Here is an 18,354-nt window from a genome sequence, read left to right as displayed (position 1 = left end):
TTTCTCCTGGCCTGTACGAGACGAAAAACTGCTTCGATATCGAAAAGCGCTGCTCAATCATCGAGCACAGACAAGACGACTAAGTGCGTCCGGCAAAGTGCTGAACGTGTGCGTCGGGCCCCGGAAAAATCAGTGTGACCCGACCCGTGTCCGACCAGCGCACCTCGTAAGGCGGGCTGCCGTCCGCGTGTGGCAGCCCGATGATTTCCCCATCTCTCCCTTCGTCACCGACAGTAGCCCCACCTACGATCAGCCGGTCGCCTATGCGAGCCCACAGGCCAGTTCTTGTATCGGCCTTGTCCCGCCTCGATCGTGCTCGAGATTCTGTCATGATCGCTCATCATCCCAGGAATGAGTGCGGTCCTTCCTCCTTCCACTCTCCCTCTTCCACCCCGGCCACGGGGTGAGGCGAACAGGCCCGTTAAGGGACCATTCGGCACTTCCGACAGGGAGCCCCGTGGAGGACGGTGATAAGTGCCCGGATGCCGGCGGGAGGATGACCATGCAGCACCGCACCGTATTCGAAGTCATGACCCACAACGTCGTCACTGTGGGCCCCACAACCTCGTTCAAGGAAGTGGCCCGCCTCTTCCATGATCACGACATATCTGCGGTACCTGTCATCGACACCGCTCGGCGAGTGCTCGGAGTGGTTTCGGAGGCCGATCTCCTTCGGAGCACCGTCGCCCTTCCGGATCTGGCCGGCCGATGGACGGGTGCCCGTCCGGTGCCGCAAGATCGTGTTCTGCCCGAGGCGGAGACTGCGGCGGAACTGATGACAGCGCCTGCGATCACCGCGCAACCCAGCTGGAATCTCGTCGAAACTGCCCGCTTGATGCACAGCAAAGGCGTGAAAAGGCTGCCTGTGGCGGACGAGACGGGGCAACTCGTCGGGATCATCAGCCGCAGTGATCTTCTGCGGCCTTTCCTCCGACATGATTCAGCGATCCGGGAGGAAATCGAACACGACGTTCTGAGCACCACGATGCGTCTCGCCCCTGAGGCAATTCATGTGAGCGTACGTGACGGCGTGGTCACACTTACCGGAAGAGTCGACGGACGCAGCAGCATTCCGGTCCTCGAACGCCTCTGCCGGTCCGTCGACGGGGTGGTGTCGCTCCACCAGTCGATCGACTACACCTACGACGACCTGTCCCTCGATGTGGAGCCACCGCGATGATGTCTCCATCAGCTTCTCCGGTCATGCCCGACTACGACAGCGCCCGCGCCACCTTCAGCTGGCAGCGGGCCCGCGCCCGGCTCGCGGGCCTGCCCGGCGGCGGTGTGAACATCGGCTACGAGGCGATCGACCGGCATCTGCTCGAAGGCATCGGAGAGCATGTGGCGCTGCGCTGCATCTCTCGGGAGGGAACCACCACGACTCTCACCTTCGCGCAGTTGGCGGACCGTAGCTCCCGCTTCGCGAACACCCTCGGCGCCCTGCACGTGGCGCGCGGCGAGAGCGTGTTCACTCTGCTCGGCCGCTGCCCCGAGCTGTATGCCACCGTGCTGGGCACGTTGCGCGCGGGCAGGGTCCTGTGCCCGCTGTTCACCGCTTTCGGTCCCGAGCCGGTGCGGCTGCGGATGGACCTGGGGGAAGCGCGGGTTCTTGTCACCACGAGGGCTCTGTACGACAGGAAAGTGGCCCCTGTCCGTGCACGGCTCCCCGACCTGCGGCACGTCCTGATCACCGACCCCGGAGACGGCCCCCTTCCTGAGGGCACATCGTCCCTCCCGAAGCTCATGGCAGCCGCGTCCCCCGACTTCACCGTCGCTACGACAGACACGGAGGACTTGGCGCTGCTGCACTTCACCAGTGGCACCACCGGGTCCCCCAAGGGGGCCATGCACAAGCACGGGGCAGTTCTCGCCCATCAGGTGACCGCGGCCTATGCGCTCGATCTGCGGGAGGGCGACGTCTTCTGGTGCACCGCCGATCCCGGCTGGGTGACGGGGATGTCGTACGGCATCATCGGCCCGCTCACACTCGGGGTCACGACCGTGGTGGACGCCGGGGATTTCGAGCCGCGTCGCTGGTTCGGCGTTCTCGCGGAGGAACGGGTGACCGTCTGGTACACCGCGCCCACGGCCTTGCGCATGCTGATGCGCAGCACTCCTCGTGGGGGCGCCGGCACCCCGCGCGAGGAGTACGACCTGTCGGCCCTGCGCTTCGTCGCCAGTGTGGGAGAGCCGCTCGATCCGGAGGCTGTCCACTGGGCCGAGAAGGCGCTGGGACTACCGGTCCACGACACCTGGTGGCAGACCGAAACGGGCGCGATCATGATCGCCGGGTTCGCCGCCGACCCCGTGCGTCCCGGATCGATGGGGCGGCCCCTCCCCGGGGTTGAGGCCGCTGTGATGGAGTGCGGTGACGACGACCGGGCCGCCGTCACGAACGGGCACGTCCGGATCGCCGAAGCTCCGGGGGTCCGGGGAGAACTCGCACTGCGGGTGGGATGGCCTTCGATGTTCTGCGGCTATCTGCATGAGCGGCGACGCTACGACGCATGCTTCGCCGACGGGTGGTACCTGACGGGAGACCTGGTCACCCGTGACGCGGACGGCTGGTACTGGTTCGTGGGCCGCTCCGACGACGTGATCAAGTCCGCCGGGCATCTGATCGGCCCCTTCGAGGTGGAGAGCGCTCTGATGGAACACCCGGCGGTCGCCGAGGCCGGGGTCATCGGACGGCCCGACGCCGTGGCCGGTGCGGTCGTCAAGGCGTTCGTCTCGTTGCGCGGCGAGTACACGGCGGGAGACGACTTGCGCCGGGAACTGCTCGCGTTCGCCCGGAAACGCCTGGGGCCGGCCGTCGCTCCCAGGGAGATCGAGTTCGAGCCGGATCTGCCGAGAACACGCAGCGGCAAGGTGATGCGCCGGCTCCTGCGAGACCGCGAACTCGGCCTGCCCAGCGGTGATCTCTCGTCATTGCAGACCTCCGGCCAGGCGCCCGGCAGGACCTTGGAGAGCGAGGATCAGCGATGAACAGCGCGGGCGAGACCTCCACTGCCGGGCACCAGGGCCGTCGAACAAAGGCGAAGGACTCCGCTGCCTCGCATGACCGGCGCCTGCTGAGGGACATGATGCTCATTCGCCGCTTCGAGGAACGCTGTGTCGAGCTCTACAGTGCGGCGGCCATCCGTGGCTTCGTGCATCTGTACATAGGCGAGGAGGCCGTGGCCGTCGGTGTCCACCAGGCCCTCACCGAGCGGGACGCGGTGGTGTCGACGTACCGGGAACACGGGCACGCCCTGGCCCGGGGAGTGCCACCCGAGGCCGTGATGGCGGAAATGTACGGCCGGGTGACAGGGTGCAGCAAGGGGCGTGGGGGCTCCATGCACCTGTTCGATTCCGGGAGACGTTTCTACGGGGGCAACGCGATCGTCGCGGGTGGCCTGCCGTTGGCCGCCGGCCTGGCGCTGGCCGACCGGATGCGTAGCAGGGATCGGGTCACCTGCTGCTTCTTCGGGGACGGGGCTTTCGCCGAGGGTGAGTTCCACGAGACGGCGAACCTCGCGGCGCTGTGGGAGCTCCCGGTGCTGTTCGTCTGTGAGAACAACCTCTACGCGATGGGGACGGCACTCGCCCGGGAGCATGCCCAGACGGACCTCGCGATGCGGGCGGCGTCCTACGGGATGACCGCCTGGGCCGTCGACGGGATGGACGTGCACGCGGTCGAGAAGGCCGCGCACCGTGCCGTGACCTCGATCCGTGCGGGGGGCGGCCCGCATTTCCTGGAGGCACGCACCTACCGCTTCCGCGCGCATTCGATGTACGACCCGGACCGGTACCGCCCCAAGGACGAGATCGCGGAGTGGAAGCGACACGATCCGGTCACCGGCCTGACCGAGGCACTGCGTTCCTCCGGGCAGCTCACCTCCGCCAGGCTGAAGAAGGTGGAGCGTGGGATCACCGAGGAGATCGAGGCCGCGGTCGCTGCCGCCGAGCAGGCGCCGCAGGAACCGGTGGAAAGCCTCCTGGAGCATGTGACGGGCCGGGACGAGGAGGAATCATGAAGGCGGGTGGCGATCACGCCGACAGGCACAGCGGGGCCACCACTTTCCGGGAAGCTCTGCGTGACGCGCTGCGCGAAGCACTCACCGCGGACGACCGGGTGTTCCTGATGGGTGAGGACGTGGGACGCTACGGGGGCTGCTTCGGCGTCAGCCTGGGGCTGATCGAGGAATTCGGCCCGGATCGGGTCCGCGACACCCCTCTGTCCGAGTCCGCCTTCGTCGGCGCGGGAATCGGCGCGGCGCTCGCCGGGATGCGGCCGATCGTCGAGATCATGACCGTCAACTTCAGCCTGCTGGCCCTCGACCAGATACTCAACAACGCGGCCACGCTTCGCCACATGTCGGGCGGCCAGCTCAACGTCCCGCTCGTGATCCGGATGACCACGGGTGCCGGACGCCAGCTCGCGGCTCAGCACTCGCACAGTCTGGAGGGCTGGTACGCGCACATACCCGGGATCCGGGTCCTGGCGCCGGCGACGTTGAAGGATGCGCGCCTGCTCCTGGGCCCCGCCCTGGCGGACCCCGACCCGGTCCTCATCTTCGAGCACGGCACTTTGTACAACATGGAGGGACATCTCGATCCCGCTGTGCCCGCGGTGGATCTGGATCACGCGGCGGTGCCGCGCGAGGGCACGGACCTCACGGTGATCGCGTACGGCGGGTGTCTGTCGAAGGCCCTCGCCGCAGCGGAGGAGCTGGCCGGGGACGGCATCAGCGCCGAGGTGGTCGACCTGCGTTCTCTGCGTCCGCTGGACGATGCCGCCATCATCGGCTCGGTCCGGCGGACCCACCGGGCCGTGGTGGTCGACGAGGGCTGGCGCAGCGGAGGGCTGTCCTCCGAGATCTCCGCCCGGATCACGGAGCAGGCGTTCTTCGACCTGGACGCGCCCGTGGAGCGGGTCTGCAGCGCGGAGGTCCCGATCCCGTACGCCAGGCAGATGGAGGAGGCCGCGCTGCCACAGGTGCCGGGGATCGTGGCTGCGGCACGCCGGGTGGTGAGCTGAGATGCCCGAGTTCACGATGCCGTCGCTGGGGGCGGACATGGACGAGGGGACGCTGTCCCAGTGGCTGGTCCGTCCCGGGGACCACGTTTCCCGGGGTGATGTCGTGGCCGTCGTCGAGACGTCCAAGTCGGCCATCGAGGTGGAGTGCTTCCACACTGGAACCGTCGATTCCCTGCTCGTCCCGGAGGGCACGACCGTGGCTGTCGGAACTGCGCTGGCACTGATCGGGACGGGTGATCGCGAGAAGCCGGCCGGTGGGCGCTCCGGACAGAAGGCCCCTCCCCCTCCTGCTGTGCCGAAGCAGTCTCCCGAACCGCCTCACCGGACGACCGCGCCGACGGACAGCTTCGTCACACCCCTGGTCCGTCACCTGGCCGAGAGGGAGCACGTCGATGTGACACGGCTCCACGGTTCTGGTGCGGGCGGACGGATCACCCGTGCGGACATCGTCCGGGCGGCCGGCACCGCTGCGAGCCCGGTGTCCTCGGAGGGACGGACGAGAGCGTCGCCTCTCGCGCGCAGGCTGGCAGCGGAGTCCGGGATCGATCTCACGAAGGTCTCCGGCAGTGGGCGCAACGGCACCGTCCGTGCCGCGGATGTGCGGGAGGCGTCCGAACCACCGTCCGTACGGACGCCGTCCGTGTCTTACGCACAGAAGCCGGCGCGTCCGGCGGTGGCGGACGGACGGAAGGGTGCGGGCCGTACGGCGACAGCCCGCCTGATGGCCCGTTCCAAGCGCGAGATCCCTCATTTCTACCTGTCCACGACCATCGACATGGGGACAGCGCTGGACTGGATGCGCGACCGCAACACCACTCTGCCGCTGTCCGAACGGCTGATACCCGCTGCGCTCATGCTGAAGGCTGTGGCCTGTGCGGCACGAGAGGTCCCTGAGCTCAACGGGCACTGGGTGGACGACACGTTCGTCCCTGCCCGCAAGGTCCGTCTCGGTGTCGCGGTCTCCCTCCGGCAGGGCGGGCTCGTGGTCCCCGCGCTCGCCGACGCCGAGCACCGGCCCCTGGCCGAGGTCATGGCTTCGTTGAAGGATCTCGTGTCGAGGGCGCGCAAGGGGCGTCTGCGTGCCTCGGAGACGGCAGATCCCAGCATCACCGTCACCAGCTTGGGCGATCAGGGTGTCGAGTGCGTGTTCGGTGTGATCTATCCGCCTCAGGTCGCTCTGGTAGGGCTCGGCCGCGTCGTCGACCGCCCAGCCGCCGTGAACGGCCTGCTCGGTGTGCGGCCGACGCTGACGGCGACGCTGTCCCTGGACCACCGGGCAGCCGACGGCGCCACGGGCGCGCGGTTCCTCAACTGCCTCGACCGTCTCCTGCAACGACCGGAGGAGCTATGAATCACGACCAGGCACGCGGATTCGTGCAGGAAGCCGTCCAGCACGTCGTTCCCGGCGCCGACTTCACGGGCGTGGCTCCGGAGGCGAATCTCCGCGACACGTTCGAGATGGACTCACTCGATTTCCTCGAGTTCGTCGAGGCGCTGGCCCGCCTCAGCGGCAGGGAGCTCACGGAGAACGACTATCCCTCCCTGGTCACGTGGAGTGGCTGCGCCCGCCTTCTCGAATCGCGGGAGTACGTCGTGCACGGAAGGAGAAGCCGGTGATGCACCATCGCAGGATCGACGGGCTGATGAGTCGGAAGGTGGTGAGCGTCCACCGCGACACACCGTTCAAGGACGTGGTGCGTGCCCTTTCCGAGAGCCGGGTGGCTGCCGTTCCCGTGGTCGACGACGGTGGACGTGTCCTCGGGGTCGTCTCCGAAGCGGATCTCCTGCGTAAGACGACGGACCGCGCCGATCCTGCGGGCCTGCCGGCCGTACCGGATCCGGAGGCGTGGCAGCGGGCGAGGGCGGAGGGCGTACGTGCCGAGGAGTTGATGTCCGCGCCTGCGGTGTGCGCCAGGCCCGGGTGGACGTTCGTCGAGGCCGCGCGGCTGATGGAGGTGCAGGGTGTGCGACGGCTCGTCGTCGTCGACAGCGAGGACCGGGTGGTGGGCGTCGTGAGCCGCGGGGACCTACTGAAGGTCTTCCTGCGTGCGGACGAGGACATCCGGCAGGAGATCGAGCAAGATGTCCTGACCGGCACGCTGCGCCTGGATCCCGCGTCGATCCGTGTCGGTGTGCACGACGGACAGGTCGAGCTCGGCGGCACTCTGCCGTTCAAAGGCATACTCCCGGCGCTGGAGCACATGTGCGGCGCGGTCGACGGCGTCGTCTCCGTCACCACCCACCTGGCATACGCGGCCGACGACACCCGGAAGGAAGAATCCCCGTGATGAGGCGGGCCGTCGCGGACGGCGCGGGACCGCGTGTCCGGGGCGCGGCAGCCCCTCCGGCCGGGCGGTCCGCCGACTCGCCGGCGGCGCGACGCCCGGGTCACACCGCCCCGGGTGTCAGTCTGACCGCGGTGACCTTGTACTCGGGGCAGTCCGTGACGGTGTCCGCGTGGTCGGACGTCAGGGCGTTGACGCCGCTCTCCGGGAAGTGAAAAGCGCAGAAGACCTGTCCGGGGGACAGTTCGTCACTCAGCCGAGCGACCAGGCGGGCCGTGCCGTGGCGGCTCTCGACGGTCACCTCGGTCCCGTCACCGACGCCGAGTCGTGCGGCGTCGAGCGGGTGGAGATCGATGTGGTCGCTCGCTTCGAGGCGCAGGTTTCCGCCGCGTCTGGTCATGCTGCCGGAGTTGTAGTGGGCCCAGCGACGGCCGGTGACGAGAAGCAGGGGGTACGCGGCGTCGGGAGTCTCCCCCGGCGGCAGGTACGGGGCTGCGGAGAGCTGCGCCCTGCCGTCGGGAGTGCTGAAGGCGTCGGTGTAGAGGGTTGCCTCACCGGGCAGGTCGGGTGCGGGGCACGGCCAGGCCACGGCTCCTTCCCTGTCGAGCCGTTCGTGGGAGATGCCTGCGAAGACGGGGGCTACCCGCCCGCACTCGGCAAGCGTCTCGGCCGGTGTGGGGCAGCCCAGGTCCGCTCCCATGGCGGCGGCTACGGCATGCACGACGTCGAAGTCGGTGCGTGCTGCCGCGGGCGGTCGCACGGCGGTGCGCACGCGCTGGAAGCGGCGGTCGAAGTTCACGAACGTACCGTCCTTCTCCAGCCATGAGGCGACGGGCAGGACGACGTCCGCGTGCCGCGCGGTCTCGCTGAGGAAGAGTTCGTTCACGACGACCAGGGGGCAGGCGTCGAGGGCGTCGGCGACCTGACGACTGTTCGGGTCGGTGGCGCAGACGTCCTCACCGATGATCCAGAGGGCGCGAAGCGTGCCCCGTCTCGCGGCGTCGAACATCTCGGGGATGCGCAGGCCGGCCTGTGCCGGCAGCGGGCGTCCCCATACGGTCTCGGCCCGTGCTCGCGTCTCAGGGTCGGTGATCCGGCCGTAGCCGGGGAGCATGTCCGGCAGCGCGCCCATGTCGGAGGCGCCCTGAACGTTGTTCTGGCCGCGAAGGGGGGTGATGCCGTATCCGCGGCCGGTGTCCCCGACGGCACCGCGCAGGATGGCCAGATTGGCCAGGGTGCGGACGCCGTCCGTGCCGTGCAGGTGCTCGGTGACCCCGAGCCCGTACACGATGGCGGGCCGCCGCGCCCTGCCGTAGAGGCGGGCCGCGGCCGTCACGTCCTCGGCGGCTACACCGGTCAGCTCAGCGGTTCGTGCGGGCGGGTACTGGGCCAGCAGTTCGACCAGTTCGTCGAGGCCCGCGGCACGGTCACGCAGGAAGTCGGGGTCGGTCAAGCCCTCGGCGACCAGCACGTGCGCGAGACCGTTGAAGAGCGCGACGTTGGTGCCCGGCCGGGGCCTGAGGTGGACGTCCGCCTCGTGGGCGAGGCCCACCTTTCTGGGATCGGCCACGATCAGCGAAGCCCCGCGCAGCGCCTGTTGGAGCAGACGGGCCCCGACGACGGGGTGGGCTTCGACCGGGTTGGCCCCGACGACCAGGAGGCAGTCCGCCTTCTCCACGTCGTCGAACGAATCGGTGCCTCCGGCCCGTCCGAACGCTGCGGAGAGGCCTGCTGCCGACGGGGCGTGGCAGAGCCGGGAGCAGTTGTCGACGTTGTTCGTCCCCACGACCGTGCGCAGGAACTTCTGGACGAGGTAGTTCTCCTCGTTGGTGGCCCTGGCCGAGGAGATCGCGGCCACGGCATCGGGGCCGCCCGCCGCCACGGCGTCGCGCAGTCCGTCCGCGACTCGGGCCAGAGCCTCTTCCCAGCCGACCGGTTCGAGGCTGCCGTTCTTCCGGACCAAGGGGTGCGCAAGGCGTTCCGTCGAGGTCAGGTAGCCGTGGGAGAAACGGCCCTTGACGCACGCGTGGCCCTGGTTGACGGGGCCGTCGAGGGCGGGCAGGACCGCTGACACCTGGTTCTCGCTGACGACGACATCGAGGGCGCAGCCGACACCGCAGTAGCCGCACGTGGTGCGCACCTGCTCCGGCTGGGGCTGCGCGGTGGTGATGCCACGGCCCGGTCCGGGGTGCGTGATGGCTCCGGTCGGACAGGTGTCGACGCAGCCTCCGCAGGCCACGCAGTCCGACTGTGCCCACGGTCCGCCCGTTCCGGGCGCGACGACGGTGTCGGCACCACGGCCCGTGAGGGTGAGCGCGAAGGTCCCCTGCACGTCGTCGCACATCCGTACACAGCGGCCGCAGGCGATACACAGATCCCGGTCGAGCTCGATGTACGGATGGCTGTCGTCACGGTTGTCGGACGTCCTCGGGGCCGCCGTCCTCGGGGTGATACCCAGCGTGCGACAGGTCTCGGCGAGTTCGCTACGGCGTCCGGCAGCGAGGGCGTGCGGCGGAAGGGCGGAGGCGATGAGTTCGACGGCGTCACGGCGCAGGCCGCGCAGGTCTTCCTGTGCGGTGGTGACGTTCGTGCCGGGTGCGGCGGGGGTCACGCAGGCCGCCGTGATCCGGCCGTCCGCACGGACCAGGCAGGTCCTGCAGGAGCCTGCCGGCCGGAGGCGGTCGTCATGGCAGAGCGTGGGCAGTTCCGTTCCCACCGCGCGGACCGCGTCGAGCAGGGACGCACCTTCGCCGACTTCCACGGGCAGGCCGTCCACCCACAGCCGGGTCATCGGTCCCAGCCCGTCAGTTCCCGCCCGTAGGCGCGTGCAAGGCTGCGGACGGCCGCGGGCACCCGCCGCCCGAACGCGCACATGCTCCCCTCGCCCATGAGCCTCGCGAGGCTCTCGTACGACGGGCCGGGTGGGATGCGCGCAGCGGCCATCTCCAGCCCTCTGCGTGTCCCCACCCGGCAGGGCGAGCAGGCACCGCAGCTCTCCAGAGCGGCGAACTCCCAGATGTGCCGCATCAGTTCGACCGGATCCGTCTGTGCGTCGAACGCGACCATTCCGGCGTGCCCGAGTGCGGCGCCACGGGCGGCCAGTGCCTCCGACGTCAGGGGGACGTCCAGGTCGGCGTCGGTGAGGAAGCCTCCGAGCGGACCGCCGACCTGCAGGACGACCGGGCCACCGCTCCTGAGCCCTCCGCCGAGCTCGTCGACGATGCGTCGTACGGGGGTGCCGAGCTGTACCTCGAACGCGCCGGGACGGGCGAACCGTTCGGAGAGGCAGACCAGCTTGGTCCCGGATTCCTCCGAGGTACCGTGCCGGGCGTAGTGCGCACCGCCGTTCTGCACGATCCACGGCACCGACGCCAGCGTCTCCACGTTGTTGACCACGGTGGGTGTCCCCCACAGTCCGCGGTCGGTCGGGTACGGGGGCCGGGGACGGGCGCACCCTCGGGCCCCTTCGAGGCGGGCGATGAGCGCGGTCTCCTCGCCTGCGACGTACGAGCCCCCTCCTTCGACGATCTCCACGGCCGGCCGCGCGTCCCCCGTGCCCACGGCGCCGGCGAGGTGGCCGTCTGCCACCGCGCGTGCCAGTGCCCGCCGCATGCGGGTCAACGCCGCGGGGTACTCCGAGCGCACCAGCACGACGCCCCGGCGGGCGCCGCAGGCGAAGCAGGCGAGCGCCAGCCCTTCGAGTACCCGGTCGGGGTCCTCCTCCATGAGCAGTCTGTCCGCGTAGGAACCGGGGTCTCCCTCGTCCCCGTTGGCGACGACCACGGTGTCGGGTCGAGCGCCGGTCGCGGCCCACTTGGCGGCGACGGGAAATCCGGCGCCGCCGCGTCCGCGCAGTCCGGACGCTTCGACTTCGCGCCGCACGTCTTCCGGGCTCAGCCGGGCGAACGTCCGCTGCCAGGTGTCCCATGACGGCCGGCCTGCCACGATCCCGGAAAGCAGCACCGGGTCGCCGGTGGCATCAGCCACGGGGATGGCGGGCGCCCGGGGCGGTGTCCTTCCCGCCAGCTGGTCCGCAAGGTCGGTTCCGGTGCGGGGGCCCGTGCCGTCCAGTGCCGCGGGTCCCGCGTAGCAGTAGCCGAGGCAGCGGACCGTCTGCAGCGAGGTCCCGCCGTCCGGATCGGCCTCGTTCGCCGAGACGCCGAGTTCGTGTTCGACCTCACCGAGGTGGCGGCCTCCCCGCGTGGCGAAGCAGGCGGTCGCGGTGCACACGCGGACGTGCCGTTCCCCGTGAGGGGCTGCGAGGTCGGCGAAGTAGGTGGCGGGTCCGAGCCCTGCGGCTGCCGGCAGTCCCAGGGCACGGCCGACCCGGGGCGCCCACTGCGCGGGGTCGGCGGGTGTCCCGGCTCTGGCCCTGCTCAGGGCCGCGGGGAGCAGTCCCCCGCGTCGGCCGCGGCGCGCCGCGAGCGCGCGGGCCGCGTCCGCCTGCTCGTGCGGCGTGTGACCGTGCTGCTCTGCCATGGTTTCAGGGTGGCCCGACGCCAGGCGGGGCGCACGCTGAGCGAAGGGCCCTCTCCTGTCCTGTTCCGTGTCACTGCCGGACGCGGCGTCCTGGCCTGGCAGCGGATACCGGTGCGGCCGGTTTCACGCGTACGTCTCCTGGAGGTAGGCGAGTGCACTGTCCAGACGACGGGTCGCCTCCTCGGCGACGGGCACCATGGCGTCGAGCTCTGTGAGGGTGACCATGGTGCCGGGGTCGATCGCCTGGACGAGCACCCGGCTGTCCGCGGCGCGGACGACGACGTTGCACGGGAGGAGCAGTCCGACCGCACGGTCTGCCTCGAGCGCCCGGTGGGCCAGGGCAGGGTTGCAGGCTCCGAGGATCAGGTAGGGCTCCATGTCATGGCCAAGCTTGGTCCTGAGGGTGGCCTGGACGTCGATCTCGGTCAGGACGCCGAACCCCTGCTCGGCCAGGGCGCGCCGAACGGCCTGTACGGCCTCCTCGAACCCCGTGTGCAGCTGGACGGTGCGGCCGTAGGGCATGGTCTCCCACCTCGTTCTCTCGTCCTGCCGGTGCCTCCGGCGGGCACAGCACGCGGATGACGGCGGCGGGGCTCCCGGGACGTGCCACGGAGGCCCTGGCGTCAGGATGGGAACGGTACCCACAGCGGGCGTCGCCCGCGGGACGACGCTCCGCACCGCCCCGATCCCTGCGGGCCGTCCCCCTGTGCTCCTGCGGCTCCCTCAACGTCTCGGGCTGTCGGCGCGCTCACGAGCCGTACCGGTGGAAGCCCGTCGTGCGCCATTCTCCGCCGTCGGGTGTGACCGCAAGTGCCTCGTATCCGTGCAGGCCCTCCAGCCAGCCCCGTGCGCCGTCGCCCATCGCGAACGCGGCGGTGGCGTAGGTGTCGGTGAGTGTCAGACGCGGTCCCACGAGGGTGAGTGAGGCGAACGCGGTAGCGGGTCTGCCGGTGAACGGATCGAAGATGTGGGCGCCACGCTCGGCGGTGCCGGAGGTCGCGACCGCCAGGTCGTCGTGGGCGGTGACGACGGTGACCAGTTCGCCGGGGTGCAGTGGGTGCGCGACTCCGACACGCCAGGGCGTGGCGGGGGTGGCCCGGCCGCGGATCTGGATGTCCCCGCCTCCGTTGACGCAGGTGTCGTGCGCGCCGGCCTCGTGGAGGATGCGGGACGCCGCCTCGATGGCCCAGCCCTTCACGAGACCCGAGGGATCCAGGGTGCCCTCGGGGAGAATGCTGAACCAGCCGTCGCTGACGCGCGCGGCGTGTGCGCACAGGAAAAGGACTTCGAGGACTTCGGGCGGGCAGTCCTCGCGTCGGATCTCGCCACGGCCGAGGCGGCTGATGCAGCTGTCGGGGCGGTAGGTGGAGAACACTTCGTCGATCCGGTGGAGGTGGTTCACCGCCTCGTGGAGCGCACGGCGGACAGCAGGGGTGGGCTCGTCCCGGATGTCGAAGGAGAGACGCTGCCCATGACGTGTTCGACGTGACGGAGCCCGGCGGTGATGTCAGACATGGGCCTGGTCCAGGGCGCTCTGGAGGGACTGCGCGTACCCCTGGCTCGTGTAGCTGGCGCCGGAGACCGCGTCGATGTGGGCACTCTGGGCCTTGATCGCCTCCTGGGTGAGCTGTGGCAGGGCCCGTGAGGAGATCTGCTGGTCACGGCCGTTCTGGTCCGGTGCCTGGATGACCTTGACCGCTGTGATCCTCCCGTCGGTGACGGTGACGGCGACCTGCACGGTCCCGTACCGGGTGTCGACGGGATCCCCGGTGTACGTGCCCGTGCCGGCGGACGTTCCGGTGGAGGGGCCCGTAGAGGTGTGCGAGGGCACGGGAGAACGGGCGGCCGGCGTGTCGGGGCTTGGGAGCTGGTGCGGTTTGAGTGCGAGGACACGTTCGGCGCCCGGCTTCTCGACGACGTCGTCACCGAGGCCGCCGTGGTCGACGACACCACCGCCCGACCCCTCGCGCTCAGTGCCGGGGATCGCCGCACGCTGACGCGGATCCCCGTGGACGGGGACGGCCACAGCATCCGCCTCTCCGCGGTTCCGGGCCGGTACCGCGTCATGGCGGTCAGGGGCGACGACCAGGACATTCTGATCACAGGGCTGCCTCTGCACCCGGTGGAGGAGACGGTGCACCGTCTCCTGGCCGTGGAGGCCGCGCTCTTCGGCGCCGCGCTGGTGGTCACCGGTATCGCCGGGGCCCTGTGGGTGCGCGTCTCTCTACGTCCTCTCAGGCTGGTCACCGCCCAGGCCGCAGAGGTCGCCGACCTGCCTCTCGCCAGCGGCGAGATCGTCATGCCAGGGCCCCTTCCCCACACAGATCCGCGCACCGAAGTCGGCCAGGTCGGCCAAGCAGTCAACCACATCCTGGAACATGTGGAGGACGCCCTCGTCCGGCGGCAGGCCAGCGAAGAACGGCTGCGGCACTTCGCCGCCGACGCCAGTCATGAACTGCGCACCCCCGTCGCCAATATCCGCGGCCACTGCGAGCTCGCCCTGCGCCGGCACGAGCCCCACCCCGACGAGGTGCGGCACGCCCTTGAACGCATCGACGTGGAATCACGGCGCATGACACGTCTCGTCGACGATTTGCTCCTGCTTGCACGGCTGGACGCCGGGCGCCCTCTCGAACACGAAACGGTCGACCTGACCCTGCTGATCCTCGACGCGACGGACGACGCACGTGCAGCAGGCCCGCAGCACCACTGGTTTCTGGACCTTCCCGAGGAACCGGTCACCGTGAGGGGGACGCCCACCGACTTCAGCAGGCCATCAGCAATCTGCTCGCCAACGCCCGGACCCACACACCGCCCGGCACCGATGTGACCATCACCCTCACCGCCGATCGCACCCAGGTCCACGTGGAGGTGAGTGACAACGGGCCGGGTATCCCCGACGAACTGCAGGACGAGGTCTTCGGCCGCTTCGTGCGTGCCGACCACGCACGGTCCCGCAACACCGGCAGTACCGGACTCGGCCTTGCGATCGTCAAAGCCGTCATCACCGCGCACGGCGGAACCGTCTCCGTCACGAGCGACCCCGGGCGCACCTCCTTCCTCCTCGTACTCCCCGCCTGACGATCGACGATGTGCACGCTCCCGGTGCGTGTGTCGTGGTCGATCGGCCTCGGCACAGGTCGGGCCGCTGACGCGCGGTGCCGACCGACCGGAACGACCTGAGGGCCCGTACAGATGCAGACACCGCGCTCATCACCGCCCGGTCCCGCATCGAGCTGGCCCAGATGTGGGACGGCGGGCACCGTGTGGTGCCCCTTCGCCAGGTGTCGGATGCCGTCGCCGGACGGGGCACGGCGGCGGGACATGGCGATGCGCCGTTTGTAGCGCGCCTCCCACACCAGTGCCGGGGCGGTGGGTCGATTCCGCCCAGGGCGAGCAGGGCAAGCAGGACGACGACCACGTCGTCGGCGGGATGCTGGACGTCGAGCACCGTGGCCGTGCTGGTCCATCCGGCCTGGTGCAGAGCCCGGGAGGCCGCGCCCTGCCCGGGCAGTTCCCCCCTCTCGCTACGCGCCCCGTTGACAGGGCGGGCCCCGCGCTGGCTTCATGAGCACGTCCGTGGAAGCGCTCCCACGCCCGTCGCGCCGGACGTCGCTGCGGGCTGCCGACGCTTCCGCGTGGGCCGGTGTCACCCCGCACCGGCCCGTCGCACGAGCCGCACATCTGCACCGTTCAGCATCCGCGCACACCGCACTTCCGCACGAGCCGCACCACCGCCCCGTCGGCCCGGTCCGGCATGTCATTAGCCGGTCCGGTACGACCACGGGCACCACACGCCGCCCGCCGCACCGAAGGACGATCCGTTGCGACTGCCCTCCCTTCCCCGCGCGTTCCACAGATCGATGTTCCGCCACTCTCCGCCGAGCACCACCGCCCGCTCCCGCCTGGGCGTCACCCTCGCCGGCGTGGCCGCGCTGCTCGCCGCCGGCTTCATGCCTCTGGCCGCCACCCCGGCCCAGGCAGCCCCGGCGTTCGCCTACGGCGAGGCCCTGCAGAAGTCACTGTTCTTCTACGAGGCCCAGCGCTCGGGCAAGCTTCCCGGGGACAACCGTGTCTCCTGGCGCGGCGACTCCGGCATGGACGACGGCAAGGACGCCGGGCTCGATCTGACCGGCGGCTGGTACGACGCCGGCGACCACGTGAAGTTCGGCCTGCCGATGGCCTACAGCGCCACGGTCCTCGCCTGGGGCGGTATCGAGCAGAAGGACGCCTACGCCGCGTCCGGGCAGCTGGCTCGCCTGAAGGACAACCTGCGCTTCGTCAACGACTACTTCGTCAAGGCCCACCCCGCCGCCAACGTGCTCTACGGGCAGGTCGGCAACGGCGGCGACGACCATAAGTGGTGGGGCCCCGCCGAAGTGATGTCCATGGCCCGGCCCGCGTACAAGATCGACGCCTCGTGCCCCGGCACCGACCTCGCCGGGCAGACGGCCGCCGCGATGGCGTCCTCCTCGATGCTCTTCGCCGACGACGACCCGGCGTACGCGGCGAAGCTCCTCACCCACGCGAAGCAGCTCTACTCGTTCGCCGACACCTACCGCGGCAAGTACAGCGACTGCATCACCGACGCGAAGTCGTACTACAACTCCTGGAGCGGCTACCAGGACGAGCTGGTGTGGGGCGCGATCTGGCTCCACAAGGCCACGGGTGACGCCTCCTACCTGGCCAAGGCGGAGGCGTACTACGACGGCCTGTCGACGGAGCCGCAGACCTCCACACGCTCCTACCGGTGGACGCTCTCCTGGGACGACACCTCGTACGGCTCGTACGTGATGCTCGCCAAGCTCACCGGGAAGCAGAGGTACATCGACGACTCCAACCGCTGGCTCGACTGGTGGACGACCGGGGTGAACGGCGCCAAGGTGGCGTACTCCCCCGGCGGCCAGGCCGTGCTGGACTCGTGGGGATCACTGCGTTACGCGGCGAACACGGCCTTCGCCGCGCTCTCCTACAGCGACTGGCTCTCCGGTGACGCGACCCGCAAGGCCCGCTACCACGACTTCGCGGTACGCCAGATCAACTACGCCCTCGGGGACAACCCGCGCAAGGCCAGCTATGTCGTCGGATTCGGCGCCACCCCGCCCACCAAGCCCCACCACCGGACCGCGCACGGGTCGTGGACCGACCAGATGACCAATCCCGTCGAGACCCGCCATGTCCTGTACGGCGCACTCGTCGGCGGGCCGGGCGCGGCAGACGACTCCTACACCGACGACCGGCAGAACTACGTCAACAATGAGGTCGCCACCGACTACAACGCCGCCTTCACCGGTGCCCTCGCCCGGCTGTACGCCGAGTACGGCGGTGCCCCGCTCGCCTCGTTCCCCCGGGCCGAGACACCGGACGGGCCCGAGGTACTGACCCAGGCGTCGGTGAACGCGTCCGGGGCGAACTTCACCGAGATCAAGGCGTACCTGGTCAACAAGTCGGCCTGGCCGGCCAGGCCGCTGGCCAAGGCCTCGCTGCGCTACTACTTCACCCTGGAGCCTGGCGTCTCACCGGCGGACATCACGGTGACCACCAACTACAACCAGTGCGGCACGGCCTCCGGCGCCAAGCAGTACGAGGGGAACGTCCATTACATCAGCGTGGACTGCTCGAACACCGTGATCGCCCCGGCCGGTCAGTCGGCCTACCGCAAGGAGGTGCAGTTCCGGGTCGCCTCCTCGGGCGCCTGGGACCCGTCGAACGACTGGTCGTACGCGGGCCTGCCGACGACGCCGGGATCCACCCCGGTGGACGCGCCGAGGCTGGTGCTGCTGGACGGAACGTCACAGCAGTGGGGTGAGCTGCCCGACGGCGATCCAGGTGAGTCCCCCTCACCGACCCCGACTCCGACCCCGACTCCCACTCCGACCCCGACCCCCACTCCGACGCCTACGCCGACTGCGACTCCGTCCGCCGGTGCCGCCTGCTCGGTGACCTACAAGGTCGGCTCGTCGTGGGGCAGCGGGTTCACCGCCGACGTGACCGTCAAGAACACCGGCAGCACAGCTGTGGACGGCTGGCGCCTCAACTGGACCTTCAGCGGTTCCGAGAAGGTGGCCGGCGCCTGGAACGCCACCGCCACCCAGTCCGGAGCTGTCGTGACCGCCACCGACGCCGGTCACAACGGGAAGGTCCCGCCCGGCGCTTCGGCCTCGTTCGGCTTCCAGGGATCGGGGGCACCCGGTTCCGCGCCCACCGGGTTCGCCCTGAACGGCGTCAGCTGCTCCTGACCGCCGGAATCGTGCGGGGCGGAGGCCGTTCCGTCGGCCTCCGCCCCGCACGATCGCGGTCTCAGGGCCTGCGGTGCACCGAGATGTCGAAGGCTGGGGGATCGCCTGCCTGGCCTGCGGTGACGTCGCCGAGCGTCTCTGCGTGGGCGCTGCGGCACCCAGAGGGCGGGTGGCGGCTCGGGGTGCCTCGCGGGCGATCCTGCGCTCTCGTACGCAGCCCGGTCGGGCAAGAGCGGCAGCCTCTGTCCCATGTGAGAGACACGGCGCTTCCGTCTCACGGTCCTGTCCCTTGAGGCCGACGCCCCCGCGGATGCCAGGCCCGGGACCGCGG

General features: G+C 70.1%; 13 protein-coding genes and 2 pseudogenes. 9 read left to right on the top strand and 6 right to left on the bottom strand.

Translation table 11 applies throughout. The annotated features are described in order from the left end of the window. Positions 1-97: 97 nt before the first annotated feature. Positions 98-277, bottom strand: a pseudogene (locus ACFYQ6_RS09800) (DUF1918 domain-containing protein); the annotation flags it as partial. 225 nt (positions 278-502) lie between these two features. On the opposite strand from ACFYQ6_RS09800, the gene ACFYQ6_RS09795 reads away from it, so the two are divergent. The 7 genes from ACFYQ6_RS09795 to ACFYQ6_RS09765 all read left to right on the top strand — a co-directional run bounded on the left by ACFYQ6_RS09795 (position 503) and on the right by ACFYQ6_RS09765 (position 7,308). Then, complete coding sequence (locus tag ACFYQ6_RS09795; RefSeq protein WP_361577192.1) at positions 503-1,180, top strand: CBS domain-containing protein; 678 nt, start codon at positions 503-505, stop codon at positions 1,178-1,180. Beyond that, entirely contained in the window at positions 1,177-2,985 is a 1,809-nt protein-coding gene (acsA, locus tag ACFYQ6_RS09790) for an acetate--CoA ligase (RefSeq protein ID WP_388762135.1), read from the top strand. The genes ACFYQ6_RS09795 and acsA overlap by 4 nt, the downstream gene beginning before the upstream one ends. A 95-nt stretch (positions 2,986-3,080) precedes the next feature. Continuing rightward, positions 3,081-4,016: a pyruvate dehydrogenase (acetyl-transferring) E1 component subunit alpha gene (gene pdhA / locus ACFYQ6_RS09785; protein ID WP_388762132.1), complete on the top strand. Its 936-nt coding sequence runs from the start codon at positions 3,081-3,083 to the stop codon at positions 4,014-4,016. Then, positions 4,013-5,020 (top strand): alpha-ketoacid dehydrogenase subunit beta, encoded by a 1,008-nt coding sequence (locus ACFYQ6_RS09780; RefSeq protein WP_388762129.1) that lies wholly within the window; start codon positions 4,013-4,015, stop codon positions 5,018-5,020. Before pdhA ends, ACFYQ6_RS09780 begins: the two co-directional genes overlap by 4 nt. Before the next feature lies 1 nt (position 5,021). Then, positions 5,022-6,371: a dihydrolipoamide acetyltransferase family protein gene (locus ACFYQ6_RS09775; protein WP_388762126.1), complete on the top strand. Its 1,350-nt coding sequence runs from the start codon at positions 5,022-5,024 to the stop codon at positions 6,369-6,371. Next, positions 6,368-6,637 carry a phosphopantetheine-binding protein gene (locus ACFYQ6_RS09770; RefSeq protein WP_361577177.1) on the top strand — a complete coding sequence of 90 codons (270 nt, stop codon included), beginning with the start codon at positions 6,368-6,370 and terminating at the stop codon, positions 6,635-6,637. Before ACFYQ6_RS09775 ends, ACFYQ6_RS09770 begins: the two co-directional genes overlap by 4 nt. Beyond that, complete coding sequence (locus tag ACFYQ6_RS09765) at positions 6,637-7,308, top strand: CBS domain-containing protein (protein WP_388762123.1); 672 nt, start codon at positions 6,637-6,639, stop codon at positions 7,306-7,308. Before ACFYQ6_RS09770 ends, ACFYQ6_RS09765 begins: the two co-directional genes overlap by 1 nt. Before the next feature lie 100 nt (positions 7,309-7,408). Here the strand turns inward: ACFYQ6_RS09765 and fdhF are convergent, their stop codons facing one another. The 5 genes from fdhF to ACFYQ6_RS09740 form a co-directional block, all read right to left on the bottom strand. After that, complete coding sequence (gene fdhF / locus ACFYQ6_RS09760; protein ID WP_388762120.1) at positions 7,409-10,096, bottom strand: formate dehydrogenase subunit alpha; 2,688 nt, start codon at positions 10,094-10,096, stop codon at positions 7,409-7,411. Further along, a complete protein-coding gene (locus ACFYQ6_RS09755) occupies positions 10,093-11,784 on the bottom strand; it encodes an NAD(P)H-dependent oxidoreductase subunit E (RefSeq protein WP_388762117.1) in 1,692 nt (563 codons plus the stop codon). Before ACFYQ6_RS09755 ends, fdhF begins: the two co-directional genes overlap by 4 nt. A gap of 123 nt (positions 11,785-11,907) precedes the next feature. Beyond that, complete coding sequence (locus ACFYQ6_RS09750) at positions 11,908-12,306, bottom strand: DUF302 domain-containing protein (protein ID WP_388762114.1); 399 nt, start codon at positions 12,304-12,306, stop codon at positions 11,908-11,910. Between the two features lie 226 nt (positions 12,307-12,532). After that, the gene (locus tag ACFYQ6_RS09745) at positions 12,533-13,186 is read right to left on the bottom strand and encodes an FAD:protein FMN transferase (protein WP_388762111.1); all 654 of its coding nucleotides are present in this window, start codon (positions 13,184-13,186) and stop codon (positions 12,533-12,535) included. Positions 13,187-13,291: 105 nt separating this feature from the next. Next, the gene (locus tag ACFYQ6_RS09740; RefSeq protein ID WP_388762108.1) at positions 13,292-13,615 is read right to left on the bottom strand and encodes an FMN-binding protein; all 324 of its coding nucleotides are present in this window, start codon (positions 13,613-13,615) and stop codon (positions 13,292-13,294) included. A gap of 57 nt (positions 13,616-13,672) precedes the next feature. Between ACFYQ6_RS09740 and ACFYQ6_RS09735 the strand changes: the two are divergent. Further along, positions 13,673-14,865 (top strand): annotated as a pseudogene (locus ACFYQ6_RS09735) (sensor histidine kinase); the annotation flags it as partial. Positions 14,866-15,608: 743 nt separating this feature from the next. Beyond that, positions 15,609-18,023, top strand: a complete 2,415-nt coding sequence (locus ACFYQ6_RS09730; protein ID WP_388762105.1) for a glycoside hydrolase family 9 protein — start codon at positions 15,609-15,611, stop codon at positions 18,021-18,023. Positions 18,024-18,354: the final 331 nt, after the last annotated feature.

Source organism: Streptomyces sp. NPDC005494 (assembly GCF_042872025.1).
Taxonomy (GTDB): Bacteria; Actinomycetota; Actinomycetes; order Streptomycetales; family Streptomycetaceae; genus Streptomyces.
This window is presented reverse-complemented; position numbering and strand designations above follow the sequence as displayed.